General features: G+C 32.1%; 29 protein-coding genes. 9 read left to right on the top strand and 20 right to left on the bottom strand.

Features of this window, described 5'->3' with window-relative positions; translation table 11 throughout:
* Position 1: 1 nt before the first annotated feature.
* Positions 2 to 742: a biotin--[acetyl-CoA-carboxylase] ligase gene (locus tag B0A81_RS11315; protein WP_089058139.1), complete on the top strand. Its 741-nt coding sequence runs from the start codon at positions 2 to 4 to the stop codon at positions 740 to 742.
* A gap of 66 nt (positions 743 to 808) precedes the next feature.
* On the opposite strand, the gene B0A81_RS11310 is transcribed toward B0A81_RS11315, so the two are convergent.
* The 3 genes from B0A81_RS11310 to pyrE form a co-directional block, all read right to left on the bottom strand.
* The gene (locus tag B0A81_RS11310) at positions 809 to 1,465 is read right to left on the bottom strand and encodes a hypothetical protein (RefSeq protein ID WP_089058138.1); all 657 of its coding nucleotides are present in this window, start codon (positions 1,463 to 1,465) and stop codon (positions 809 to 811) included.
* Between the two features lie 236 nt (positions 1,466 to 1,701).
* Positions 1,702 to 2,094: an orotate phosphoribosyltransferase gene (locus B0A81_RS11305; protein WP_089058137.1), complete on the bottom strand. Its 393-nt coding sequence runs from the start codon at positions 2,092 to 2,094 to the stop codon at positions 1,702 to 1,704.
* Between the two features lie 159 nt (positions 2,095 to 2,253).
* Positions 2,254 to 2,901 carry an orotate phosphoribosyltransferase gene (gene pyrE / locus B0A81_RS11300; RefSeq protein WP_089052308.1) on the bottom strand — a complete coding sequence of 216 codons (648 nt, stop codon included), beginning with the start codon at positions 2,899 to 2,901 and terminating at the stop codon, positions 2,254 to 2,256.
* Between the two features lie 7 nt (positions 2,902 to 2,908).
* On the opposite strand from pyrE, the gene B0A81_RS11295 reads away from it, so the two are divergent.
* Positions 2,909 to 3,517 (top strand): NUDIX hydrolase, encoded by a 609-nt coding sequence (locus B0A81_RS11295; protein ID WP_089058136.1) that lies wholly within the window; start codon positions 2,909 to 2,911, stop codon positions 3,515 to 3,517.
* 120 nt (positions 3,518 to 3,637) lie between these two features.
* A complete protein-coding gene (locus tag B0A81_RS11290) occupies positions 3,638 to 3,868 on the top strand; it encodes a DUF4287 domain-containing protein (protein ID WP_089058135.1) in 231 nt (76 codons plus the stop codon).
* A gap of 175 nt (positions 3,869 to 4,043) precedes the next feature.
* Here B0A81_RS11290 and B0A81_RS11285 read toward each other — a convergent pair whose 3' ends face one another.
* Complete coding sequence (locus tag B0A81_RS11285) at positions 4,044 to 4,781, bottom strand: DUF6882 domain-containing protein (protein ID WP_089058134.1); 738 nt, start codon at positions 4,779 to 4,781, stop codon at positions 4,044 to 4,046.
* Positions 4,782 to 4,967: 186 nt separating this feature from the next.
* Here B0A81_RS11285 and B0A81_RS11280 point away from each other — a divergent pair, with 186 nt between their 5' ends.
* Positions 4,968 to 5,372 (top strand): helix-turn-helix domain-containing protein, encoded by a 405-nt coding sequence (locus tag B0A81_RS11280; RefSeq protein WP_089058133.1) that lies wholly within the window; start codon positions 4,968 to 4,970, stop codon positions 5,370 to 5,372.
* Between the two features lie 163 nt (positions 5,373 to 5,535).
* Here B0A81_RS11280 and B0A81_RS11275 read toward each other — a convergent pair whose 3' ends face one another.
* The 3 genes from B0A81_RS11275 to B0A81_RS11265 form a co-directional block, all read right to left on the bottom strand.
* Positions 5,536 to 6,174: an HNH endonuclease gene (locus tag B0A81_RS11275; RefSeq protein WP_165768060.1), complete on the bottom strand. Its 639-nt coding sequence runs from the start codon at positions 6,172 to 6,174 to the stop codon at positions 5,536 to 5,538.
* A 5-nt stretch (positions 6,175 to 6,179) separates the two neighbouring features.
* Positions 6,180 to 7,406, bottom strand: a complete 1,227-nt coding sequence (locus tag B0A81_RS11270) for an AAA family ATPase (RefSeq protein ID WP_089058131.1) — start codon at positions 7,404 to 7,406, stop codon at positions 6,180 to 6,182.
* Between the two features lie 172 nt (positions 7,407 to 7,578).
* Entirely contained in the window at positions 7,579 to 9,306 is a 1,728-nt protein-coding gene (locus B0A81_RS11265) for a M14 family metallopeptidase (RefSeq protein ID WP_089058130.1), read from the bottom strand.
* Positions 9,307 to 9,571: 265 nt separating this feature from the next.
* Between B0A81_RS11265 and B0A81_RS11260 the strand changes: the two genes are divergently transcribed.
* Together B0A81_RS11260 and B0A81_RS11255 are read left to right on the top strand one after the other, a co-directional pair.
* On the top strand, positions 9,572 to 10,936 hold the full coding sequence (locus B0A81_RS11260) for a DEAD/DEAH box helicase (RefSeq protein ID WP_089058129.1): 1,365 nt from the start codon (positions 9,572 to 9,574) through the stop codon (positions 10,934 to 10,936).
* A 182-nt stretch (positions 10,937 to 11,118) separates the two neighbouring features.
* Complete coding sequence (locus B0A81_RS11255; RefSeq protein WP_089058128.1) at positions 11,119 to 11,568, top strand: hypothetical protein; 450 nt, start codon at positions 11,119 to 11,121, stop codon at positions 11,566 to 11,568.
* Positions 11,569 to 11,791: 223 nt separating this feature from the next.
* Here the strand turns inward: B0A81_RS11255 and B0A81_RS11250 are convergent, their stop codons facing one another.
* The 4 genes from B0A81_RS11250 to B0A81_RS11235 form a co-directional block, all read right to left on the bottom strand.
* Complete coding sequence (locus B0A81_RS11250) at positions 11,792 to 12,370, bottom strand: PhnA domain-containing protein (protein ID WP_089058127.1); 579 nt, start codon at positions 12,368 to 12,370, stop codon at positions 11,792 to 11,794.
* Positions 12,371 to 12,446: 76 nt separating this feature from the next.
* Positions 12,447 to 13,319: an alpha/beta hydrolase gene (locus B0A81_RS11245; RefSeq protein WP_165768059.1), complete on the bottom strand. Its 873-nt coding sequence runs from the start codon at positions 13,317 to 13,319 to the stop codon at positions 12,447 to 12,449.
* A 1-nt stretch (position 13,320) separates the two neighbouring features.
* Complete coding sequence (gene coaD / locus B0A81_RS11240; protein WP_089052301.1) at positions 13,321 to 13,779, bottom strand: pantetheine-phosphate adenylyltransferase; 459 nt, start codon at positions 13,777 to 13,779, stop codon at positions 13,321 to 13,323.
* A gap of 142 nt (positions 13,780 to 13,921) precedes the next feature.
* Positions 13,922 to 14,893, bottom strand: coding sequence for a D-alanine--D-alanine ligase (locus B0A81_RS11235; RefSeq protein ID WP_089058125.1), 972 nt, complete (start codon positions 14,891 to 14,893; stop codon positions 13,922 to 13,924).
* 420 nt (positions 14,894 to 15,313) lie between these two features.
* Here B0A81_RS11235 and B0A81_RS11230 point away from each other — a divergent pair, with 420 nt between their 5' ends.
* Positions 15,314 to 15,937 (top strand): PASTA domain-containing protein, encoded by a 624-nt coding sequence (locus tag B0A81_RS11230; protein ID WP_089058124.1) that lies wholly within the window; start codon positions 15,314 to 15,316, stop codon positions 15,935 to 15,937.
* The gene (locus B0A81_RS11225) at positions 15,927 to 16,970 is read left to right on the top strand and encodes an RluA family pseudouridine synthase (RefSeq protein WP_089058123.1); all 1,044 of its coding nucleotides are present in this window, start codon (positions 15,927 to 15,929) and stop codon (positions 16,968 to 16,970) included. The genes B0A81_RS11230 and B0A81_RS11225 overlap by 11 nt, the downstream gene beginning before the upstream one ends.
* A 203-nt stretch (positions 16,971 to 17,173) precedes the next feature.
* Here B0A81_RS11225 and B0A81_RS11220 read toward each other — a convergent pair whose 3' ends face one another.
* The 5 genes from B0A81_RS11220 to B0A81_RS11200 form a co-directional block, all read right to left on the bottom strand.
* Entirely contained in the window at positions 17,174 to 17,788 is a 615-nt protein-coding gene (locus tag B0A81_RS11220) for a family 16 glycoside hydrolase (RefSeq protein WP_089058122.1), read from the bottom strand.
* Between the two features lie 8 nt (positions 17,789 to 17,796).
* Positions 17,797 to 19,038 (bottom strand): ATP-binding cassette domain-containing protein, encoded by a 1,242-nt coding sequence (locus B0A81_RS11215; protein ID WP_089058121.1) that lies wholly within the window; start codon positions 19,036 to 19,038, stop codon positions 17,797 to 17,799.
* 85 nt (positions 19,039 to 19,123) lie between these two features.
* The gene (locus B0A81_RS11210; protein WP_089058120.1) at positions 19,124 to 19,978 is read right to left on the bottom strand and encodes a sulfurtransferase; all 855 of its coding nucleotides are present in this window, start codon (positions 19,976 to 19,978) and stop codon (positions 19,124 to 19,126) included.
* Between the two features lie 11 nt (positions 19,979 to 19,989).
* Positions 19,990 to 20,793: a ThuA domain-containing protein gene (locus tag B0A81_RS11205; protein ID WP_244281379.1), complete on the bottom strand. Its 804-nt coding sequence runs from the start codon at positions 20,791 to 20,793 to the stop codon at positions 19,990 to 19,992.
* A 63-nt stretch (positions 20,794 to 20,856) separates the two neighbouring features.
* Positions 20,857 to 21,246, bottom strand: a complete 390-nt coding sequence (locus tag B0A81_RS11200; RefSeq protein WP_089052292.1) for a DUF1398 domain-containing protein — start codon at positions 21,244 to 21,246, stop codon at positions 20,857 to 20,859.
* A 358-nt stretch (positions 21,247 to 21,604) separates the two neighbouring features.
* Between B0A81_RS11200 and B0A81_RS11195 the strand changes: the two genes are divergently transcribed.
* Positions 21,605 to 22,297: a hypothetical protein gene (locus tag B0A81_RS11195; RefSeq protein WP_089058179.1), complete on the top strand. Its 693-nt coding sequence runs from the start codon at positions 21,605 to 21,607 to the stop codon at positions 22,295 to 22,297.
* 81 nt (positions 22,298 to 22,378) lie between these two features.
* On the opposite strand, the gene B0A81_RS11190 is transcribed toward B0A81_RS11195, so the two are convergent.
* The 4 genes from B0A81_RS11190 to B0A81_RS11175 all read right to left on the bottom strand — a co-directional run bounded on the left by B0A81_RS11190 (position 22,379) and on the right by B0A81_RS11175 (position 24,490).
* Positions 22,379 to 22,816: an acyl-CoA thioesterase gene (locus tag B0A81_RS11190; protein ID WP_089052291.1), complete on the bottom strand. Its 438-nt coding sequence runs from the start codon at positions 22,814 to 22,816 to the stop codon at positions 22,379 to 22,381.
* Between the two features lie 168 nt (positions 22,817 to 22,984).
* Complete coding sequence (locus B0A81_RS11185; RefSeq protein ID WP_089058119.1) at positions 22,985 to 23,629, bottom strand: hypothetical protein; 645 nt, start codon at positions 23,627 to 23,629, stop codon at positions 22,985 to 22,987.
* A gap of 11 nt (positions 23,630 to 23,640) precedes the next feature.
* On the bottom strand, positions 23,641 to 24,039 hold the full coding sequence (locus B0A81_RS11180) for an RDD family protein (RefSeq protein ID WP_089058118.1): 399 nt from the start codon (positions 24,037 to 24,039) through the stop codon (positions 23,641 to 23,643).
* Positions 24,040 to 24,091: 52 nt separating this feature from the next.
* Positions 24,092 to 24,490, bottom strand: coding sequence for an NUDIX hydrolase (locus B0A81_RS11175; protein ID WP_089058178.1), 399 nt, complete (start codon positions 24,488 to 24,490; stop codon positions 24,092 to 24,094).
* Positions 24,491 to 24,564: the final 74 nt, after the last annotated feature.

The following is a 24,564-nucleotide window of genomic DNA, read 5'->3' as shown; positions in this document are numbered from 1 at the left end:
GATGAAACTAATCAAACTCGATGCCATAGATTCTACAAATGATTTTCTTAAATCAATGTCAAGTCAAGATGAACTAGAGAATTTTATGGTCGTAACTGCTGAAAATCAAACAAAAGGCAAAGGACAAATGGGAGCGAAGTGGGAGTCTGAGTTGGGTAAAAACTTAATTATGAGTGTCTTGGTGAAGGATTTTGTCTTTGATAATGAGCGAGTTTTTAATCTAAGCATTGTTGTTTCTTTGAGTGTTTTAGAAGTCCTAAAAGAATTAAATATTCCTGAATTATCTATAAAATGGCCAAACGACATTATGTCATATAATAAAAAAATTGGTGGCATACTTATCGAAAATACCTTAAAAAGTGATGGCAGAATCGTGTCAGTTGTCGGATTAGGGTTGAATGTTAATCAAACTAATTACGATGAATTGCCAAATGCTTCTTCGCTGGCTGTTATTTCTGGAAATAGTTTCAATAAGGAATCTTTAGTGGTTTTAATCGTTGAAAAAATGAAACAGAAAATAGATTTATGGCAGTCGTCTGCTTCATTTTTTTGGGAAGATTATTTTAATTTCTTATTCCGAAAAGGAATTCCAATGCCTTTTAAAGATCTTCATCCAAAAACTTCTGGAAAGAATTTCATGGGAATTATTCAAGGAGTATCTTCAGTTGGTAAATTGCAGGTTTTGTTAGAAGACGATTCTATATCAGAATTTGATATTAAAGAAATTCAGATGCTTTATTGATAGGCTCAAATGTTCAAAGCAGCAAAGGTTTAGAGGTTTTTTATCGGCTAAATCATTGTTTTGTTTTTAAACCTCTAATGCTTTTGTGTTTTTTGGTGCTATTTTTCTATTCCAATACATGATGTAGATTGTTCCTAAGATAGATGGAGCCATCCATGTAATGATATTTCCTAATCCGATTCCCGCAACAATAAAAGCCGTTATAGATGCGATTAAAGCGCCAATCATTTTACCAATATGTTTAGAAAGCCATTTTTTCTTTATTTCTGAAACGTTTTTAAAGAAAATAAAATCCTTTACAGTCATATAAAATCCAAAAGCGCCAAAAAAAGTGAATAAAATGCCATTTGCAATAGCGTTTAATTGGCAATACAATCCAATAGAAATCATTATTACAGAAAAGAACAACATACTTCCAGAAATTAATTTGTCTGTAAAATCAGCTTTTTGTTTGTGTTTAAAAGCCAAAGCTCTATTTCCAGAAACAACCAGATAAATGGTAAATAGGCCAATTAAGAACAAAAAGATATTTTGATGTTTAGGCATCCAGCAGATCGGAATCGAAATAAGTGAACTTATAATCATTCCGATAGAAAAAAGTTTCCCCATTCTTTTGTGTAGTACACTGCCTTTTTTAACAATGATGCTTCCAATTCCAGTTATCAGTCCAATTCCGCCAAAAAAAGCGTGAATGTAAATTAAGATCTTAATAGTTGCTTCCATTTTGTGGTTTGTTAGTTTTGATGGATCAAACTTCGGTCAATAATTTATTTTGTAATAATTTATAGTGCTGAACTGTATTTTTTCGAGGATGAGTTGTTTTTTTTTTGAAGGTTCTGAGGCTCTGAGTAATTATCCCGAGGCTTCGGGACTAAGGTTTTAAATTTACATGACAAAAAAAAGTCCAATCATTCGATTGGACTTTTCATTTATAATTCACAATTAATAATTCACCATTATTAAAGTTTCGTCATATTTGTTGCTAGAGTTTCGATAAACTTGCTGATAGGTCCTTTGATCATCATTCCCATCATGGCATTAAATTCACCATCAAATACTAATTGAACAGCACTTTCTGAATCAGAAACACTGTCAATATTTGAAACTAAAGTAAAAGGAAGTTTATCACTTGCAGCACCTAAAACAATTTTGTTTGGAGCTGTTTTTTCTTTCATTTTAAGTTTGATTTCCGGCATACCTTTCAATCCAAAAATAAAAGCATCTTCGCCTGTTACTTCAAATTTTGCGATATTATCCGGCATTAATTTTTCGAAATTCTTAACATCAGTCAATAAATCAAATAGATCTTGAGCTGATTTCTGAACTGTAACTTTTGGACTTTCTAAGTTCATATATTTTTTGTTTTATTATTTGTTTTTTTACCGCAAAGGACGCAAGGTTTTTCTATTTTACTTCGATTTTATTTAAGTCCGCAAAGTTGGAATTAAAAAAAGAGCAAAGCGATTTTTTAGAAAATCTAAAATCTAATCCCGAGACTTCGGGACTAAAATCTATTCAGGTTGTCCCCAAGTCGACGGACTTTCGTTCCATTCAAGCAAAGTCGATTGTTGATCTTCGGTAATGTATTGTTTTTGAACAGCTAAATCAAGCAGGTTTTCGTAGTTGCTTAATGTGTACAAATCGATATTAGCGTTTTTAAAGTTTTCTTCGGCAACATTAAAGCCATAAGTAAAAATCGCCGCCATACCTTTAATATTTGCACCTTCATTGCGTAAAGCTTCAACAGCCATCAAACTGCTGTTTCCGGTACTAATTAAATCTTCAACAACAACAACATTTTGTCCTTTTTGTAAAAAACCTTCAACTTGGTTTTGTCTTCCGTGCTTTTTTGCTTCAGGACGCACATATACAAATGGCAGTCCAAGGCTTTCGGCAACCAGAATACCAACTCCAATCGCTCCAGTAGCAACACCGGCAATTACGTCAGGTTTTCCAAATTGTTTTTCAATGTTTTTCGCAAACTCATCACGAACGTAATTTCGGATGCTTGGAAATGAAAGAATTAACCTATTATCACAGTAAATAGGAGATTTCCAACCAGAAGCCCATGTAAAAGGATTTTCGGGATTCAATTTAATTGCATTTATTTGCAAAAGCAATTCGGCTGTTTTTTCGGCAGTATCTTTATTAAAAATCATAGTACAAATGTATAAAGTTTTTGTGAACGACAAACCACTTTTTTTGACAAATGAAATCTCAAGAGAGACTGATTTTCAATTATTCTTGTTAGAGAGTATTGATATTGAGCAGCTTATTGTCAAAATGTTTCAAAATAAAATTCAAAAGGCATATTTGTATCATCCTGATGAAAAGGAGATTATGAAGACCCTTAAAGCCAAAATTCCTGTAAATAAAGCGGGAGGCGGTTTTGTCTATAATAAAAAGGGAGAGGTTTTATTTATCTTTAGAAACGGAAAATGGGACCTGCCAAAAGGCGGTATCGAGAAAGGCGAAGAAATCGAAGCAACTGCAATGCGCGAAGTTGAGGAAGAAACGGGCGTAGATCAACTTCGAATAACAAATAAACTGCAAAAGACATATCATATCTTTAAACGCAATGGAAAGTATAAGCTAAAAATTACGCATTGGTTCGAAATGCATTCCGATTTTGAAGGCATTCCGCAAGGTCAGCTTGAAGAAGGAATCGAAAAAGTGGCGTGGCTCAATCCTGAGCAAATCAAAGAAGCCTTAAAAAACTCTTACGAGAATATTAAATTATTATTTGAAGAAGAGAAGAAGATTAAAACCAATTAAAGTTTGTTTATCCAGATATAAAATTTTTTTTGTAGTAATAAGCTGAATATTAGAACGTAGGGATTAAATTTAATTTGTATTTTCGTTTACTTGTAAACTAACTTATTAAATGTAAATTCTATGTCATTTCAAGCGTATTTAAAGACAATTAAAGAAAAAACGGGCAATGGTCCTGCTGAATTTAGAGTTTTAGCAGAACAAAAAAGCTTTACATCAAACGGGAAACTTAAACCCGAAGTAAAAGCCGGCGAAATTGTAAACTGGCTGAAAGAAGATTTTGATTTAGGACAAGGACATTCAATGGCAATTTACGCTTTGCTAAAAGGGATTAAAGACGAAAACAGCAAATAACGATTATTAAAATCGGGGCGTGCCACCAATAAAAAAAAGACCCAATCAACTTTGTGTTCATTGGGTCTTTTTTTTATTGCTGTCGGGCTATACGCTCCGCTGCGGCGGACTGCTTCTATCCCTCACGCGGGCAATCGTTTTCAGAATATCTTTTAGATTATTAATTATTCTAAGTTTAAGAATTACCGTTTAATTTTGTCAAAAGATTATTTTCATTAAAAACAGCATTAATTATATTTTCATTCTTTTCAGCTTTAATTTCATTTTCGTTCAATGTTAATTTATAGCCCTTTTGAGTTAAGTAATTTGTAAAAGCATTTTTATGGTTTTGAATTTCAAACGTCGAAATCAGTTCTGGAAAAACAGTTAAGATTCTAGATAATTCGTCACTTTCAGATTTGTCTATTGCATCAGATTTTATGGTAACAACCATTGTTCCTTGACCATAATTTCCAAGATAATAACCGCTTGTATTAAACATTTCAGTTGCAATCATACCAATTAGATGTAAATCATTAGAAACAGCATCAAATTTGCCAACTTTTAATAAATCAATATTATTTTCTTCTCCATATTGTTTCAACAATAGAGCTTGTTTCATGACAGATTCTGCGTAACCGCCCGCTTTATTATCCCAGATCCAAAGCCAAGTTTCTGATGAATGCGAGAATGAACCCAAAACCTGCATTGGAAAAGTAAGATCATCTCCAAATGTTATTTCTTCTTTGTCCATGTCAACATTCCAAGAAAGTCCGCCAGTTACACTATAAAGATTTCTTTGTTTCTCTAAAGCAAGCGCCCCAAATTTTTCTAAAAAATCATTTTCATTTGTAAATTGTTTATCAATTTGTTGATCGATAGCTGATGCTGTTTTTTCTTCTTTCTTTTTAAAAAGAGTGTTAAATAGTCCCATTTTGTTATGACTTTTAGAATTGTAAAATTGATTGTATTCAAATATATAACTTTTAAAATAAGTCAGAAAAACATTAATTAAATATAAATGAACTTTTAGGTTTCAGCGTTTTATATAAAATTTTATTTTTAACTATTTCATGTCTCAAAAAGCGTACTTTTGTTCAATAAGCAATATATTTCAATTATGAGCACACTAGCAAAACCAAATCATATAGGGCGAAAAATAAGCCGAATTCGTGAACTTCGTGACATGAAGCAAGAAGCTTTGGCGCAAGCTTTAGGAACAAACCAACAAGCAATATCTGCTTTGGAAAATAGTGAAACAATCGATGATGAAAAGCTTATTGCTGTCGCAAAAGCTTTGGGAGTAAGTGTTGAAGCGCTTAAAAACTTTTCAGACGAAGCTGCGATTAATTATTTTAATAATTTCACAGATAATAGTGCTGGAACGTTTAACAATCACTGTACTTTTAATCCATTAGATAAATTAATGGAATCTATAGAAGAAAATAAAAAACTATACGAACGTTTACTTCAAGCTGAAAAAGAGAAAACAGAGTTTTTAGAAAAAATATTGAAGGATAAATAATAGTCTCTAACGAGATATAAAAGAAAAAAGCAACTCATTTCTAAGTTGCTTTTTTCTTTTTACAGTCTTTACTACTTATCGTTGCGGGCGCAAAGTCACAGACATTTGCGCAGCGTGCGACACTTTGCGGAGCTGGGGTTTCAATAGATCAACATGCGTTTTATTAAATGCATAACATATCTACAAGTTTTCTTGCACAAAAAGAATATGGTTTATTTTGATCAATTTCTTTGTCAATTTCTTTTTTTAGTGCGTCTTTTAATACTCCAACTGGAGTTGTGTTAAAATTGTCTATCAAAGTCCTAATTGTTCTCATTCTTTCCCCACGAATTTCCAGTAACTCAGGTCTATTTAAATCAATTTCAATCTCAGTAATTTTCGCTCTAATATCACCAGATTTTGCCCATAAAAAAGCCCCGATAGCTTCAAAATGATTTTTTGGATCATCATTATATGGGTCTATAAAAGGAGTTAAGTTGTCATAGGTGTCACTTTTGTTCATATTACATTTAGGACATGAAAGTCCTAAATTAAAATATTCGAAAGTAAATTGTGGAAATTTATCTTTGGCCTTTGGTTTAATATGTTCTATGTGCTCAAATGTAATATGACTGATCATACTTTCACAATACATACACTTACTATGACTTTCTTTTCTCAAAGAATCTTTTATTTCTTTTTTATTATAATTGTTTTCAAGAGATTTTGGTATTTTAGTTCCTAATACTATGTGATTTAACAATTGAGTAGTCCAATCCATTTTATTGGTTGTTAATATTACAGGTTCTGCTTCTTTTGTCAATTTAATCATAATTTATTTTTCAAAGTTTTATCAATTGCTAAAGGCATTAAATCTTCCAATCCTAGAATTTTAAGATCCTCTCGCATTTCATTAAACAATGTTTCATTCATTTCTCGTCCTGAATGTTTTTTAATAATTCCGTTTAATGTTTCTTCAACCCATATTGGCATTGTAAAGGGAACTCCCAAAACTTCATTTAATATTTCATTTGCGCTTTTTGCCTTGTTTATTAAATCTAAACATTCATTAAAAATTCTCTTATCTTCATTATATCTAAAGGCATATACATTTGAATCTTTTACAGATCCAATAATTAGCGGGCTATGAGTCGAAATAATAAATTGAACATTTGGAAATGCAGATATTATTGAAGGTAAAATAGATCTTTGCATTGTTGCGTGAAGATGGTTTTCTATCTCATCAATTAAAATTGTTATTGATGATTCATTTTGTTCAGAATAATTAAAAATTTGCCATCCTAAATCTATTATAGCACTTATGCCACCTGAAACAGCATCGAGCATAAATTCTCCAGTTTCGGTAACTAGTACAATTTCATAGCTTCTAATTGCAATTGATTTAAAACCTAAAGATTTTGGTAAGATTTGTTTTAAAACATTTTCAAAACCTACAAAATATGAACGAAGTTCGCTGTCTGCTTCAATGAATTCATTACCAGAACCTCCAATTGCCCAATTTAATAAAGTTTCTTTAATGTAGTAATTAGAAGGTTTGTATCTTGAATTTTCTGACAAAAGCTTTTGATAAATACTTGTGAAATATAATTGATAAGCTTGTAATTTTGTTCGTTTTGTTGTTGAAATGTGAGGAATTGATTGATAAAAAAATACAGGTCTATGAGATGGTATGTTTAAACCATTAACTTTTTGAATATTAGCTATATGGATACTATACTGAGCATTTTCATTTTCAACTGGAATATTTAAATCAGTCTTAGTTCCATTTGAATAATTTAATTGTCCTATGTTTGTTTCTTTTTTTTGCTCATCATTAAATAAACGAGTAAAAAAATTAATTATACCTGTTTTTTTGTTTTTTGCGGGTGTTGCTAATTCATTAATATACCAACCGAAATGTTGAGCTAGTAAATTTAGAATTGTGGTTTTTCCTGAACCATTTGCACCGGTTAGAATAGTTAGATTGGGATGGAATTCTATATCTATATTCTTGAATTGTTTCCAGTCATCAATTTTTAAATGTTTAAATTTCATTTTTGTAGAATTTGATAATAATATTTTTTGTGATCTCTATAATAACTAAAAAAGTATATTCTTAAGATTAAATTTATTTTAAATTACTTTTTTATTAAAATTCTATTTAATTCTCAAATATAGAGATTAATAAAAATTAATATTAAGGGAAACCATAAACAATAAAAAAAAATTATAAAACACGATAAACAGGATACTGCAAATGCGCCTTTTCATAATAAACAGAATGTTTGTAAATCCAGTTTAATTGTGGACCAGGATTTTTAGCAAATTCGGTATCAGATTGTTTTTTAGCTTCTAATTCTGCTTTTAGAGTTGGATTATCTTTTAGAAGTTTTGCGGCCGTATCTTCAAAAATATATTCGGAGTAATGTTCTTTTTGCTGTAAAATAGGATCGAAAAAATTCCAGTTAAAGAACGAATCAACGCCTTCTGGTTCAAAAGCTTCTACGAGATATTTCACACCTTTTTGGTTTGTTGGAACCAAGTAATCACCTTTGGCGAAAGCCATTTTTACAACTTTAGAAGTTATTGCTGTATTGTAGTGTAAATAATGTCCTTCGTAAGCGTTTGGAACCGTTTTAAAATCGGCAATTTTGTAGCTTTCAACCTCGATAATCGTGTCGTTTTTAAGCTGAGAATAAGAGATGTTGTTATTTTTTAAAAGATCAATAATATTCCAATATCCACGCGGAATAATATAAGCTGTCGGAATCACAACTTCTTTAACCGATTTGAATTCTTTTATATACGGAACATCTTTTTTATATGGTTTGTTTCGGTCATAATATAAACGGTTTCCAGTTGTGGCTTCGCTTTTTTTGTAACCTGCTTCATATCCTAAAAATGAAAATGTAGTTGCTTTTGTACTGTCCAATTCCCATTTTAATGTATAGGATTTTTTAGGCTGATATTGCTCTAAATTTTTTACTCTTAAATCTTTTATCTTTTGATAATTTGCATCGGTAAAATCCAAAGTCGATTTTGTGTATTCGTAGGTCATTTTTACACGTTCGGCATATTTTTTCAGCATATGTGTTTCAACCACAAAACCAATTGTATTAAATAACGATGTATAACCTGTTGTATATCTTGGATTATCTACAAATTGTCCAAAACCTTTATCTGGTGTATCTTTAAAAGAATCTACATACGGCGTTGTTTCAATTTTCTTTTTCTGTAAATCTTTTACCAAAGCGGGCATCATTTCGGCATTCATAAAATCGCCCAAAACGGTTCCTAACTTATTATGTTGTGTCATAATATAAGTTAGTTTGTATTGATAATCAGAACCATTGCTTACGTGATTATCAATAAAAACATCAGGATTTATTTTTTGGAATATTTCGACAAAACTTTTCGTATTTCGAGTGTCTGATTTCATCAAATCACGATTCAAATCATAATTTCTGGCGTTTCCTCTAAAACCATAAATTTCTGGTCCGTCTTGATTGGCTCTTGTCGTCGAGTTTCGGTTTAAAGCGCCGCCAATATTGTAAACAGGAATGGTAACTAAAACGGTGTTTTTTGGTGCTTTTATTCTTCCAATTGCCAAATCTCTGTAAAATTGCATTGTGGCATCGATTCCGTCAGGTTCACCGGCATGAATACCGTTATTGATAAAAAGAACAGCTTTGTTTTTCTGAATTTTATTAAAATCAAACTCCTTGTCAGGATTATAAACAATCATGTGCAAAGGTTCTCCAGAATCAGTCAAACCCATTTCTTTCATTTGAATTGTTGCAAAATCGTTAGCCAATACTTTATAATAGTCAATAGTTTCTTGGTAGGAAGCCGCTTGATTTCCGTTTCCTTTTTCGAAAAATGTATCGTATTTTTTATTGTTTTGAGCGAAAAACGTGATGGTGAAAAGTAAAATGGGAAAAGTAAAAAGTTTCATGGTTTGGTTTTATTGTAAATCAAATATAAGTTTTTTGTTTCAGGTTTCAAGTTTCAGGTTTGATCTACTTTGTACGTAGTTTTACCGCAAAGAGCGCAAAGTTTTATATAGTTTAGTTTTTATAAAAAAGCGCAAAGAGTTCGCAAAGCTTTATGTTTAAACTTTGCGAACCTTGCTTATAATCATTGCGCGCTTTGCGGTTAAGCAACTTGAAACAATGGAAACATGAAACCTGAAACAAAACTTTTTTCCCTACTTTTGCAAAATGAATAAAAAACACCATTCCAATAATATACTTTCGAATTTAGGTATTGAAAGCCTAAACGAAATGCAGGAAATGGCGCAAGACGCCATTTTGAACGACAACAATGTTTTGCTGCTTTCTCCAACAGGATCAGGAAAAACATTGGCTTTTTTGCTTCCAATTTTAGAATTATTACAGCCTGAGATACTTTCAGTTCAATGTTTAATTTTAGTGCCTTCGCGCGAATTAGGACTGCAAATCGAGCAGGTTTGGAAAAAAATGGGAACGCAGTACAAAGTAAATATTTGTTACGGAGGACACTCGATTGATACTGAAATTAAAAATTTGAGTAATCCGCCGGCTGTTTTAATTGGAACTCCAGGAAGAATTGCAGATCATATTGACAGGGAGACTTTTCGAACAGATAAAGTTCAGACTTTAATTTTGGACGAGTTTGATAAATCTCTTCAATTAGGGTTTCATGAGCAGATGTCTTTTATAATTGGCAGATTACCAAAAGTTAATAAAAGAGTTTTGGTTTCGGCAACTTCTGATATTGAGATTCCAAAATATACACGAGTTGTTAATCCAACTATTTTAGATTTTATTCCTGAAGAAGAGGAAAAAGCTAATCTTTCTATGAAGATGATTTTGTCTCCTTCAAAAGACAAATTAGAAAGTTTGTTCAATTTGATTTGTTCCTTAAAATCACAATCGGCTATTATATTTTGTAATCACCGCGATGCTGCAGAACGTATCAGCGATACTTTGAACGAAAAAGGAATTTACGCTACGTATTATCATGGCGGAATGGATCAGGATGAACGTGAACGTGCTTTGATTCAGTTTAGAAACGGAAGTGTGAGTTATCTTGTTACAACAGATCTTGCTGCGCGTGGATTGGATATTCCTGAGATGAAACATGTTATTCATTATCATTTGCCTTTAAAAGAAGATGAGTTTACGCATCGTAACGGTCGTACGGCACGTATGCAGGCAACTGGAACGGCGTATGTTATTGTTCATGAAAGCGAAAAAAAGCTGGATTATATCGATTATGATATGGAAATCCTTGATGTGAAGAATACGACAAGTCTGCCAAAACCACCCGAATTTCAGACTATTTACATTAGCGGCGGTAAAAAAACAAAACTGAATAAGTTTGATATCGTTGGTTTCTTTTCTCAAAAAGGGAAATTAGAAAAAGGTGATTTGGGACTTATCGAGGTAAAAGATTTTGTTTCGTTTGCAGCAGTAAAATTCGGAAAAGTAAAAGAACTGCTTAAGAATATTAAAGACGAAAAAATGAAAGGGAAAAAGTTCAAAATTGAGGTGGCTCGTAATGTGGTAAAGAAAGAGGAGGAGAAGAATAATAATAAATATTAAGGGGTGTAAAATTGCAGGTAATTTAGTAATGTTAGTTTTATGTAATTGTATATCAGCTTTTTAATTGTTTTATGTTTGAAGTTTGTGGTTTTATGTTAAAAAAATAATGATTTGATAGGTGTTTTTTCATTATTTCTGTGTTTTTTTGTTGCAGTAAAAAAAATATAAATCCCAAATTTATTATGAAAAGAACTATTACGATTGCCATTTTGTTCTTTAGTTTTGTGTCGTTTGCACAGATTAAAGTTCTTGAAACAGTTCCTGTTGAAAAACTAGGAAAAGTAAATAACAATTACATTCAGAAAATTGGAGATGAATACACGGTTTATTACACAAGTATTCAAAACGATGATGAAGACGCATCAAGTTTAAGAAAATTTACCTTCAAAAATGTTGACAACGATTACGTAAATCTTTACAACATTATTGTAAATGGTTTTACAGCAACTCCGTTGTATGACATAAAATTAGAATTACCAAACAATTATATTTGGTTACACTATACAGGAAACGTTGTTCCAGACAAAGCGACAGTTCAGTTTATGGTTTCAAGCAAAGATAAAGATGCTGCGACAAACAATGTTTCTGAGCCGTTGATCAAAGAGCAAATCAATAAATTATTTCAACGATAATTTTTAGTTTCTCCCGAAGCTTCGGGATCAGGTTTAATTTGTTTCAAGTTATTTCCAGAACAGAAAAATAATAAAAAAGGCTATTCGTATTTTGAATAGCCTTTTTTAGTTTCAAGTTTCAAGTTTCAAGTTTCAAGTTTCAAGTTTCAAGTTTCAGGTTTTAAAAGTTAAGCAAAAGCCTTTGCAACTTTACCACTTTGTAACTATGAACCTAAAAAAAAAACTATATCTTCTTCACATATTGCGTGATAATCACAATTTGTTGACCATCGACTTTTCCTTCAATATATTCGGCATTTTCATGGTCAAGACGAATGTTTCTAACTGCAGTTCCTTGTTTGGCAACCATACTTGATCCTTTTACTTTAAGATCTTTGATTAAAACAACTGAATCTCCATGTTGTAAAACTACGCCGTTGCTGTCGCGGTGAACTAATTTGTTTTCGTCGTCTTCGCCTTCGCCAGTTGCTTGTGCCCATGCCAGCGTGTCTTCGTCTAAGTACATCATGTCAAGTAATTCTTGCGGCCATCCTGCAGCGCGCATGCGGCTTAACATTCTCCAAGCTACAACTTGTACAGCAGTATTTTCATTCCACATGCTGTCGTTAAGGCATCTCCAGTGATTTAAATCGACGTTGTCAGGATTTTCAATTTGGTCAATACAGGTATTACAAGCTAAAATACTTTCGTCAAGACCGCCTTTTTGAGTTGGTAATACTTGATATACTTTTAGGTTTTCTTCAGCGCCGCAAAGTTCGCATTTAGATCCGCTTCGTTTGTTTAATTCTCTTTCGATACTCATTACTTATTGTTTATTTTAAAAATGCGAAATTACTTATAATTAAATTGGTTTACAAATTTATAAGGATATCACTCAATCATATTTTAGAGGTCCAGTTTACAATTTTATCGAGTGCTTGACGATCTATTTCATACAAGTCACTGTATTTTTTTGTTTTTTTCCAATCATCAGTGCCGGCTTTTAAAAAATGATTTAGTCCGTTTAGTATTTCGACATCTATATTTTTATTGTTTAATGCATTGACTAATTCGGCTGTCTTTTTACTGTCAAAAAAACTATCGTTTGTGCCTGCAATAAAAAGCATTGGAATTTTTAAATTTTCAAATAATACTTTGGTGCTTACTTTTATTTTTGGATTACTTCGAGAGCTGTATTGAGGTTTATCAAATGATTTAAATTTTTCAATTGGCGTAGACATTAGGATTAAAAAATCTAATTTGAATCCTTGCTGATAAGCATCAATTGTTGCGATTCCGCCTAAACTGTGTCCTAGAGCACCGATTTGCTTTTTAGAAAGGGAATCGATTTTTTGAATATTATCTAAAGCATAATATAAGTCTTTGATAATTTGATCTACGCTAAAATTTACATTGCCTCCAGATTTTCCAACTCCTCGATCATCAAAACGATAAACTGCGATTTGATTTTTTAATAGTTCTTCTGCCAAAACATCATGTGAATTACGATCGTTTTGACCGCTTCCAGGCGTAATAATTACGATTTTTGAATATCCCGTTTTAGGAAAAAGTAGAGTTCCGCTTAATTTTACATTTTCTTCGGAATCCATAAAATCAATTTCCTCTGAATTGTACTGATCGATATTCTTTATTTCTCTGACAGAATTAGAATTGTTTTGACTGTTTATTTTGTTGAATGAAATAAAAAGAAGAAAAAGAAAGAGCTTTTTAATCCAGAAAGGGTAGGTTTCGAGAATGTATTTTTTGCTCATTTTACTTTTTAACTCTAACCGCTTCTGGAACCAGCATTTCGTATTCGCCGCCATTACGCAATACATCACGCACAATGCTTGAACTTATGTATGATGTGCTTGCAGCAGTTAATAAAAAGACAGTTTCTATTTTAGACAGTTTTCTATTGGTGTGTGCAATAGCTTTTTCGAATTCGAAATCGGCTGGGTTGCGCAAACCTCTTAATATGAAATCAGCTTTTTGTTTTTTTGCTAAATCTATTGTCAGACCTTCGTAAGTGATAACTGAAACTTTTGGTTCATCTTTGAAAGTTTCTTCTATAAAACGTTTTCTTTCTTCTAATGAAAACATGTATTTTTTTTCGGCATTTACACCAATTGCAATTACGATTTCATCAAATAAAGAAATTCCTCTTTTGATAATATCTTCGTGACCTAAAGTAATTGGGTCAAATGATCCTGGGAATAGGGCTTTTCGCATTTTTTTTAAGGTTCTAAGGTTCTGAGTTTTTAGGTTAAAAGGTTCTTTAGAAAACTTCGACTTTACTCCGTGTGGTAATATTGTGTTTGAAAAAGAAAGTGCTAAGATCGTAGAACCTTAGCACCTTAGTATCTTAGCGTCTTTAAGAAAGAGCCAGTTCAATTGCATTTGTAAACAAATCTTCAAGAGAAATTCCTGCTGCTCGTGCTTGCTGCGGAATCAAACTTTCTGTTGTTAAACCAGGAATTGTATTCATTTCGAGCATATATGGTTCGTTGTCTACAATGATAAATTCGCTTCTTGAGAATCCTTTCATTTTTAGAACTTCATAAGCACGTTTGGCAACATCACTTACTTTTTGTGTTAACTCATCAGAGATTCTAGCTGGTGTGATTTCTTGTGATTTTCCTTCGTATTTGGCTTCATAATCGAAGAAATCATTATCAGATACGATTTCGGTAATTGGCAATACTTTAATTTCTCCTTTGTAATTGATTACTCCAACAGAAACTTCGGTTCCGTCAAGGAAGCTTTCAATAATGATTTCGTTGTCTTCTTTGTAAGCAACTTCAATCGCGATTGGAAGTTCAGCTTCTGTTTTTACTTTTGAAATTCCAAAACTAGATCCAGCTTTGTTTGGTTTTACAAAACATGGCAAACCTACTTTTTTAACGATTTCCTCAGTATTGATAACGTCGCCTTTGTTTAAGTAATACGAAATTGCTGTTTTGATTCCGTAAGGTTTTAAAACAGATAATAAATCTCTTTTATTGAATGTTAACGCTGATTGATAGTAATCGCAAGAGGATTGCGGAATTCCTAATAATTCAAAATAAGCCTGCATTAATCCATCTTCACCTGGAGTTCCGTGAATGGCATTGAAAACACAGTCGAAAGTAATTTTCTGATCGTTTATAGTTACAGAAAAGTCGTTTTTATCGATTGCATATTCAGCGTCTTTTTCGTCTACATATACCCATTTTTCTTTAAAAATATGTATACGGAACCCGTTGTATTTTGTTTTGTCAAGATATTGATATACAACGTTTCCGCTGATAAGCGAAATTTTGTATTCGCTTGAATATCCGCCCATGATGATGGCAATGTTTTTCATTCTATGATGTTTATTTGTTTTATCTTTTATTTGTTTAACTGTTTATTCGTTTAACTGTTTGTTTGCCACGAATTTTTCAAATTTTCACGAATTGTTTTCTTATGCGTTTTGTTTGTCAGACTGAGCGGAGTCGAAGCACCGTTTGTTGAATCACTTTGCGGGGCTTCGACTCCGCTCAGCCTGACAATATTGTGGTTACGTTATTAAAATAAAGAACAAAAATCTTCTTTTGAAACCAAGCGCTCTAGCCCTGATGGGAGCGGCATCCTTTTGTGCCGGTGTTCGGCATAAAAGATACAGCAGACAGCAGGAAACAGCTCCTTATACTAACAGGTATTAAAAGCTATTTCGTTTAAAACAAAATTATCATTTTTTTTGAAACGAAATAGCTTTATCTTTGCCTCTAATAAAAATAAATTTATGAGTTTACGTAAGTATTTAACAAGCCGTGTATTTTTTATTCAAGTATTAAGTGCGGCTGCTATTATTGCCGTTTTAGGTTATTTGTTTATGCATTGGCTGACTTTTACCACGGATCACGGTCATGAAATTGCGGTTCCAAATTTAGCTAAACTGACAGAAGAGCAGGTAGAGCAAAAACTGGATGAGCTGGATTTAGATTATGTGCTTTTGGATAGTGTTGATTATCGTAGTGAATTTCCAAAATATAGTGTTGTTGAGCAAGATCCATTGCCGGGAACAAAAGTAAAAGTGGGAAGAAAAATATATATTAAAATAAATTCATCAGGATTCTCATCTGTTAGAATTCCTGATTTAATTGAAAAAACGTATCGTGAAGCGGTTCCAACTTTAAAAGCTTTAGGGCTTGAACCGGGAACGATTACTTATATTCCGAATCTTGGAAAAGATATGGTTTTGGAGATGCGTTATAAAGGAAGAAATTTAAAAGTAGGAGATCGTGTGTTGAAGGCTTCAAAAATCGACTTGGTTTTAGGAGACGGAAAAGCAACTTACGAAGATGAAGGTAAGGCTGCCGATAGTACAGCTGCACCAACTACTGAAACCCCACAAGATGAACAATAATATTGAAAATTTAGATCTGGAAGACGAATTATTCGAGCATTTCAGATTTGAAGTCCCTAAAGGTCAAGCGCTTTTGCGTATTGACAAATATTTAATGAATTTGATTCAGAATGCAACGCGAAATAAAATTCAGAACGCTGCAACTGAAGGAAACATTTTTGTAAATGATATTCCAGTAAAATCAAATTATAAGGTTAAACCTTTTGATGTTGTAACGGTTATGTTATCGCATCCACCGTTTGAAAATCATATTCTGCCAGAAGATATTCCGTTGAATATTGTGTATGAAGATGACGCTCTTTTATTGATTAATAAAGAGCCTGGAATGGTTGTGCATCCTGGTCACGGTAATTATACAGGAACGCTGGTTAATGCTTTGGCGCATCATTTTGATAATCTGCCAATGAACAGCAGTGAACGTCCGGGTTTGGTGCATAGAATTGATAAGGATACATCAGGACTTTTGGTTGTGGCGAAAACGGAGGCAGCAATGACTCACTTAGCAAAACAATTTGAAGCTAAAACTTCTGAACGTGAATATATTGCTCTTGTTTGGGGAAATGTTACGGAAGAAGCAGGAACAATTGAAGGAAACTTAGCAAGACATTTAAAAGATCGTATGCAAATGGCGGTTTTTGCTGATCCAGAAATTGGAAAACCTGCAATTACGCATTATAAAGTTTTGGAACGTTTTGGATATGTTACTTTGATTTCTTGTAAATTAGAAACAGGAAGAACACATCAAATTCGTGCGCATATGAAACACATTGGACATCCGTTGTTTAATGATGAGCGATATGGCGGACATTTGATTTTGAAAGGAACTACTTTTACAAAGTACAAACAGTTTATTGAAAATTGTTTTAAAGCGTTGCCGCGTCAGGCTTTGCATGCAAAAACGCTTGGTTTTGTACATCCGAATACAGGTGAAATGATGCGTTTTGATACGGAACTGCCACAGGATTTTCAGGATTGTATTGAAAAATGGCGTAATTATGTCAAATCGCATAATACGGAAGACGAAGAGAATTAGATTTGATAATTTGTCAATTAGAAAATTAGAAAATTTGTTATAGTAAAAAAAGCTCCTGATGGAGCTTTTTTTGTTGTATTATATTTGAACTATATAGCCAAAGGTTTTAAGCTTGGGAAACTTAGGAAACGGATTAGGATAATTTATTGCGCTCTAAAGGTTGAAACCGCTGGCAATGTTTTTTTTCTAATTCAAATAGATTTTTATTGAAGCGTTTTAATCGTTAAATCGGTTATTTTGACTTCTCCGTTGGTTATGAAACCTAGTTTTCCTTGTTGGCTGAGATTACTTTTTTCTAGGGAACATTCTAATGAGGTTTGATTGTTTACTGAAAAGTGTAATTGATTATTTTGAACTTTTATTTTTACATTGTACCATTTGTTGTTCTCTAATTTCATTGGTTTAGTAAATAGACTTTTCCCGCCTCGTTTACCATATTCATCACTGTTTTTGTTGTAAACACCTTTTCCAATTACAATATTTTGATCAATTTGATAGAGATAAGTTCTAATGTAGTTTTCTTTATCAAAGTTCAACATAATTTCGAATAAAGATTCTTTGGTCATGTTTGCTTTAAAATCAATTTCGTAGTTTTTTGGAAGTTGTTTTTTGGATAGTATTACTCCCCAATGCATCGGGCCTCCGGTTCCTATCAAAGTATCTTTTTTTAGAAACCATTCTTTTGAATCGCTGTTCCAATCTGATTTTAGTTTTGAAACTTCAGCGAGCTTATAATCTTTTCTAACTGTAGAAATTGAATTGGAGCAGGAGGTAAGCAGAAGTATTGTAAGTACAGCTGCATAATAGTTGAATCTCATTTTCTTGTTTAATTTAATTCTGAATGGTATTTTATTTTACCAATAGAACCTGTTGACGCTGGCAAAAGCTCAAAAACAGAAGTAGGAGCAAGTCCAGATTCAATTCGGTGAGAAACATATAATACTGTAACGTTAGTTTCCTGTTTGATGGTATTGATCAGCTGAATAACTAAATCTACATTTTCGTCGTCTAAGCCTTCTACAGGTTCATCTAAAATTAATAACGGCGGATGTTTTAAAACGGCGCGAACAATTAATGCTACTCGCTGCTGTCCGATAGAAAGATCTATAAAACGTTTTTTTCTTAAATGCGTCATTTCGATGACTTCAAGCCATTGCGAAACAATTTGTTTTTGGTGTGTTGTTGGCTCAATGTAAAGTCCAATAGAATCAAAGAATCCAGAAAGAATCATTTCTTCAAGTGTATGGCTTTTTTGAAATAAATCGGTCATCGAAGTAGCAAAGATTCCAATTTGTTTTTTGATGTCCCAAACGCTTTCACCGCTTCCTTTTTTTCTTCCAAATAAAAACAAATCCTGACCAAATCCTTTTGGATTATCGCCAGTGATTAAAGATAGAATAGTGCTTTTTCCTGAACCGTTCTGACCAACTAACTGCCAGAATTCACCTTGTTTTATAGTCCACGAAATAGTATCAAGAATTTTTCTTTCGTCGTAACTTACAGAAACATTGTCGAGTTTAATTAATACACTTTCGTGAAAAGTATGCGATTCAATCGCTCTAGGAATTGCGGCTGTATTTAGAGTTTTAAAATGATTTTCGGTTTTTGAGATCGGATGAAGTTCGAAGGTATTGTCGTTAATCTGCGCTTTATTCGGAACAAAATCAAGAACATCAACTGTACGATTCAGAAGTTGAATAATAGCAATTTCATTCGTTAAGCTTTTTAAAGATTCTGCCAAAACTACACGAGAAGCCTGATCTAAATGATCAAACGGATTATCGAAAATGATAAAATCAGGTTTTTGATTGATACAGTATTTTAAAAATTCTTTTTTACGTTCTCCCGATGAAAATGTACGCAGTTGTCTGTGCGATTCTGGAGATGCTTCGACACTATCATATTGGTATTCTTTTTCAATGAATTTTTCAATTGCAATGTCAGAGAATAAAATCCCTTTTTGATTGTTAAAAACGGCTAATTCTCCTTTTGCTTCACTCGAAAGCAAACTGTCTATAAAAGCTTTTTTATTTACTTGATTTGATAAAAGTATATCCCAATGCTGCATTTCTGTATTTTAAAAAATTGTTGATTGTGTTGTATTTTTGAGTCTTTTTGCTGTTTTCAAAAGTTATTGGAAGCATCAAAACTATTTATTCTGTTTTTTTTACTGCCATTTCACGATCATTTCTAGACCATTCGCTCCATGATCCTACATAAAGCTTCGGAATTTCTATTCCGGCATAATCCATTGCTAACAATGTGTGACATGCTGTAACGCCTGATCCGCAATGTACAATTATATTTTCGGATGGTTTGTCTTTTAAAATTGCAGCATATTTTTCTGCTAAAACTGCTGACGATTTAAAAAGACCATTTTCGTCTAGGTTTTCGCTAAATGGAACATTTATTGCGCCAGGAATGTGTCCGGCAATTAAATCCAACGGCTCGGTAAGTCCGTCAAAACGATTTTTATCTCTTACATCAATTACAATATTCTTGCTGTTGTTTCGTGCTTTTTCAACCTCTTCAATATCTGCCAGTTTTAGTTTCCATTCAGAAACTGGACAATTCTCTGCTGTTTCATAAGGTTTGATTTCAGAAGTTACAGGGAAACCTGCTTTTATGGCTTCTTGTAAACCTCCGTTTAAAACCTGAACTTGTTCGTGACCAATTGCTTTTAGCATCCACCAAAACCTAGAAGCGGCGTTTGAGCCGTTTTTATCATCATAAATTACAACATACGATGTTGGTGAAATTCCTAATTTAGAAAGTACTTCAGAAAATTTAGAGAAAGATGGTAATGGATGTCTGCCGCCGTTTGAAGGATTCTCGACTGTTGCTAAATCTTTGTTTAAATCAACATAACGAGCACCTTGTAAATGTTCGATTTTAAAGTTTTCTTCGGCATTAATTCCTGCTCTGGCATCAATCAATATGATTTCAGATAAATTGCTCAGGTTCAATAATTCTTCAGCATTTATAATTGGAGAAAGTTTAGCAGCCATTTTGGATAAATTTATTTTTTAGAGCTTCCTAACCAGAGTAAGCTGTTTGTAATTAATTTAGTTTGGATTTTATTTTCAAAAGTATACGAAAGCGTTTCGTTAGTTCCGTTTTCATAATCTATATCATTATGTCCCATGTTGATATAAATCATTTTGTAGTTTTTATTTGTCCAGACAACTGGATAATAACCGTTATGCCAAATTTCGCTTGCTTTTGGTCCTGTTCCTAACGGAAAACTGCTTTCATCAATCGCAACAAGAATTTTTATGTCTGTATTTTTTCTTAGATCATTACTCCATTTGTACCATTCGTTTGGTGCTGAAGCAAAGGTTTTAGGAAGGTTTTTTGTTGCGGAGTGCTGATTTTCAATTTTTAAAACTGCCGACGTTGGTTTCCAAGTATTACTTACATATTCGCCGGAACCTAAAAAAGTATTGTGATACCAATTCCAGTTTTGTGGATATTCTGAATCATTTAAAGCAAAAGCAGAAAAGTGAAAACCTATAAAACCGCCGCCATCTTTCATGTATTTTTCAAAGGCTTTTCGCTGTTCTAATGTTTCAGGTCTTGTATCTAAAAATAAAACGACTTGATAATTGGCTAAAAATTTCGAGTTTAAGTTGTTCAAATTGTCAGTTGAATCATAAACAAAATGATTTTCTTCTGCGATTTTAGGAAATCGTTTATTGGCTTCATGAACAAAACTAATATGGGCTTGATCATTTTTTGCCGTATAAAAAGCAATAACCTTAAATTTAGGTTTTTCTTTTTTTTGCTGTGAAAATCCTGTAAAGCAAACTAAAAAAAGCATCATAAGGATACTTTTTTTAGTTGTAGAATATTTTTTGTTATTGAAAATAAGCATTTCTAAGGCAGCTTAACTTGGAATTTTCTCAATTAGAATTTCGTTTTCTGCGCTATCAAAATAAGTGCAGGTCATTTCTATAATATCAACTCTCCATTTTGCTATTCCGCATTGACCAGAATGGTTGCAAAAAGTAATATAATCTGTTTCGCCGTGTTGATGTTTTACTAAAAATTCTATAAAAAGCTCTTTATTAACCGTTGGAGCAATTGCAATTGGACTGTATTTTTCATCAGAAGTAACAGTATAATTGTTTACGCCGTAATATTCGACATGACCATCGTGTACAAATGTGTCGTAGCCTTTTACGCCCAGAATAATCAGGTCTTGTATATAATTAGGAAAATCGGCACCGCTTTGTACTTTGGCGTGAGCCTCTTTGATTTGCTCTATAGTAAACATATGTTTCGTTTTTAATTAATTACTTTTTCAAAAATACGATTATTGATTTTATTAACGAATCAAATTAAGGAATGTATCATAAATAAGGTTGAGAAAATGTAAAGTATAAAATTACTGTTATGCATTTTGAAATACAAAAAACAGTGTCATAAAGTTATCAGAAAACTGGTATTCTAAGTTGTTTTGTTGTTTTTGAAGCCATTTATCGATTATTTATTGTGTTTTTATCGATTAAATGATCTTGATTATGAAAATAATGTATTTAAACGAGTAATGTGGTACTTGGAGGGACTTCTTTTATTAACAGGAAAATTGTCTTTAAATTAGTGTAAGAATGTTGTCAGCTAAAAATGGTATTATGAAAAAAACAATACTTATACTCTTGCTTTCCGTCTCTGCATTTGCTCAGGAAATCAATACTTTTGATTTCGCCGTTATAAACTCTACTCTGATATCTGCTAATATTGATCTTGATAAAGGAAGGAGTGTTGTTGCGGCAAATAAAGATCAATATTCAGCCTATTTTCAGTATGCTCTTGCGATGTGTCAGGAAGATATTATTTTTGGTGCTGGAATTGATAAATCTGAGATTGACAGGACTTATATTGGTTATATTGGTAAGATATGCGATAAGTTTAGAGCTACAATCGGAATTGGTTATGTTGATTCTCGAAGCGGTTATCAAGGAACATTTACAGGATTTAGTATTTCGTATCATTTTGGAGAAAATACTTATGTGGGAGGAAATTTAGAAAATGTACATTCTGTAAGTATGGATTATGAAACGGATGAAAGTTTTGATTATTATCAAAAAATGGTTCCGAAGGTTTTTGCCAGTTATGAGTTTGTTCCAAATTTTATTGTTTTCGGACAATTAAGCAGCAGGGTTAATGATATAGCCTTGAAATATCAGGTTAACCGATTTTCGGCAGGTGGATTTTATTCGGGACATGGTGTTGAAGGAATTTTTGGAACTGTAAATATTGGCCGATTTGCGATTTCTTGCAGTACTACTTTTGACAGGGTAAATTTTGGATTGAAGTTTGAATAGGTTTGATTTAAAAGGAAATAAAAAATCCGAAAAGTGATTGCTTTTCGGATTTTAGTGTTCTATATGCAGTTAGATTTAATTTTATAATCCAACAAAATCATCGCTTTTAGGAAAAATACTCAATGCCTGAATTGCAATTTCCGGTGTTGGAGAAGCTAGTTTTCTTAGTTTAGTATCCATCCACGCGCCATCCACAGTAATAACAGCACAAAGTGTATCGTCTTCACGTCTAAATTCATGAATAATAGACCAGCGTGAAGCATCGGCTTTCATTTTTGATGTTTTGGTATGAATAAATATTTTGTCTGAGAGTTTTAATTCTTTTCTAAAAACACATTCTTCTCTAAACAAAACAGGACCAAAACCTTGTGTTTGCATTACTCTTAAAGTTAAACCTAATTCTTCTAGAATTTCGATACGATGCTGCGCACCAAAATCGTAATAAGCACTATGACGAACGTGAAAGTTTGGGTCTAGATCTGACCAGCGAAAAGATATTTCTTTTGTAAATGATGCCATTTTGTAATTGTAATTTTAATGAGAAATCGAAATTACGAATAAAAAAGGAAAGGTAGTTATGAATAAGCATATTATTATGCACGCATATTAAGTTGCTTACCTTTATTAGAACGAAATTTTAAGTCATTGAATTGAAACTTCTTCAGCAGCCATTTCTTAGAATTATATTTATTGATATTCTATAAATGCTTTATGAGGTGGCAGACTAAATTCTGAATCAGAAATTTTTATTTTTTTTATATCGATGGCTGTCATACTTAATGTAAATTCTGGATAATAATAACTAAGTTTAAGAAATACAGCTTTCATTAAGTCGGTAATTTTGTTTTTATTGAATGCAGAAAAGTCTTTGAAATATTTAGGGTTCAGTTTTAAATCGGGTGAATAAAAATACTCTTCTCGAATAATATTTAAAGTGTCTTTTACAGTTAATTTATCACATAAGTAGCCAAGTATAGTAGCAGCATTTTTTGTAATTTCATATTTGAAACTAACATTTTCTAGTTTTGAAGGATCTAAATAAAACAAAGTGTCAGATTCTTTTTGATTCCAATTATTCTTAATGTAGAGTTTTTTTTCATTAGATGAATATAATTGAAAACTCATAAAATCACTATTAGTAATCTGTTTATACTTTCCTTTTTTTGTTATAAAAGTTGATTTTTCTCCCATTAACTGGTTAACTTTTGGAATATTTACTTCGACATTATTTTTATCAAAATAAGTAATTTGATATTCAATTTTTCCTTCAAAGTCCTGTGAGTAACCTAAATATGTAAACAGGAAAATTATAATTGTTTTTAGGTTTTTCATTTTACAAATTTTCAAGATTTTGTTTGATTTTTTATCATTACAGTTCCGCTGATAATATCATGAACGGCTCTTTTTTTATTACTTGAAAAGATGGTGATAAAAGAAAGCCATCCTAGAAGAAGTTTGAAAAAATAACGAATAATAGCTTGAAAAAAATTAATAGATTGGGTTTCATCCGAGTTTTTTCGAATTTGTATTCTCTTTATATTGTTGGCAATAGTTCCTCCAAAAGTGGTCATAATTGGTTCGTACAAAAATATTAGGATTAATAAAACGGCTCTTAACCAATCAGGAACATTTTTGAAATTGGATAAAACGTCAGAAATAAGAATCATGCAAGCAATAATTAGTATAGAGTCGATGAGAATAGATTGAATTCTTTCAAGTAGAAAAGGGTATTTTTCTTCCATAATTTTTATCGAATATAAAATTAATTTTCTTTCTCTGTTCCTGTTTTTTTTATTAAACTAACAATCCACTTTCTTTTAGATGCTTAAAGATAATTTTATCAACCTCGGAGATTATATTTAAATCAGTGTAGTTTAACCATTTGATTTCGGCTATTTCGTTGCTCTCTTTTGGTGTTCCAATATAATCTGCTTTGTAGCATGTCATTTTTACAATGATTCCATTCACATCTCCATCTGATTGTGCTTTGAAAGTTCCTATGTATTCAATAGATTCGGGGATGATGTCAACACTTAATTCTTCTTGAATTTCTCTAATTAAAGTTTGCTGGTCAGTTTCATTATTTTCTCTTTTTCCGCCCGGAATATAATATTTGTTTTTTCCTTTTGATTTTGTGCTTAAAATTTGACCATTTTCAATTTTTATTAATGCAATTTTATCAATTTCAACCATCATTATTTTAACTGTAGTTTTTTTGGCTTTGTTTTTTTGGCTTTGTTTTTTTTGCTCTTTTATAGAGCTTATTA

This window comes from Flavobacterium plurextorum (assembly GCF_002217395.1).
Lineage (GTDB): Bacteria > Bacteroidota > Bacteroidia > Flavobacteriales > Flavobacteriaceae > Flavobacterium > Flavobacterium plurextorum.
Note: the sequence above shows the minus strand (reverse complement) of the source record. Positions and strands in the feature narration are given on the sequence as shown.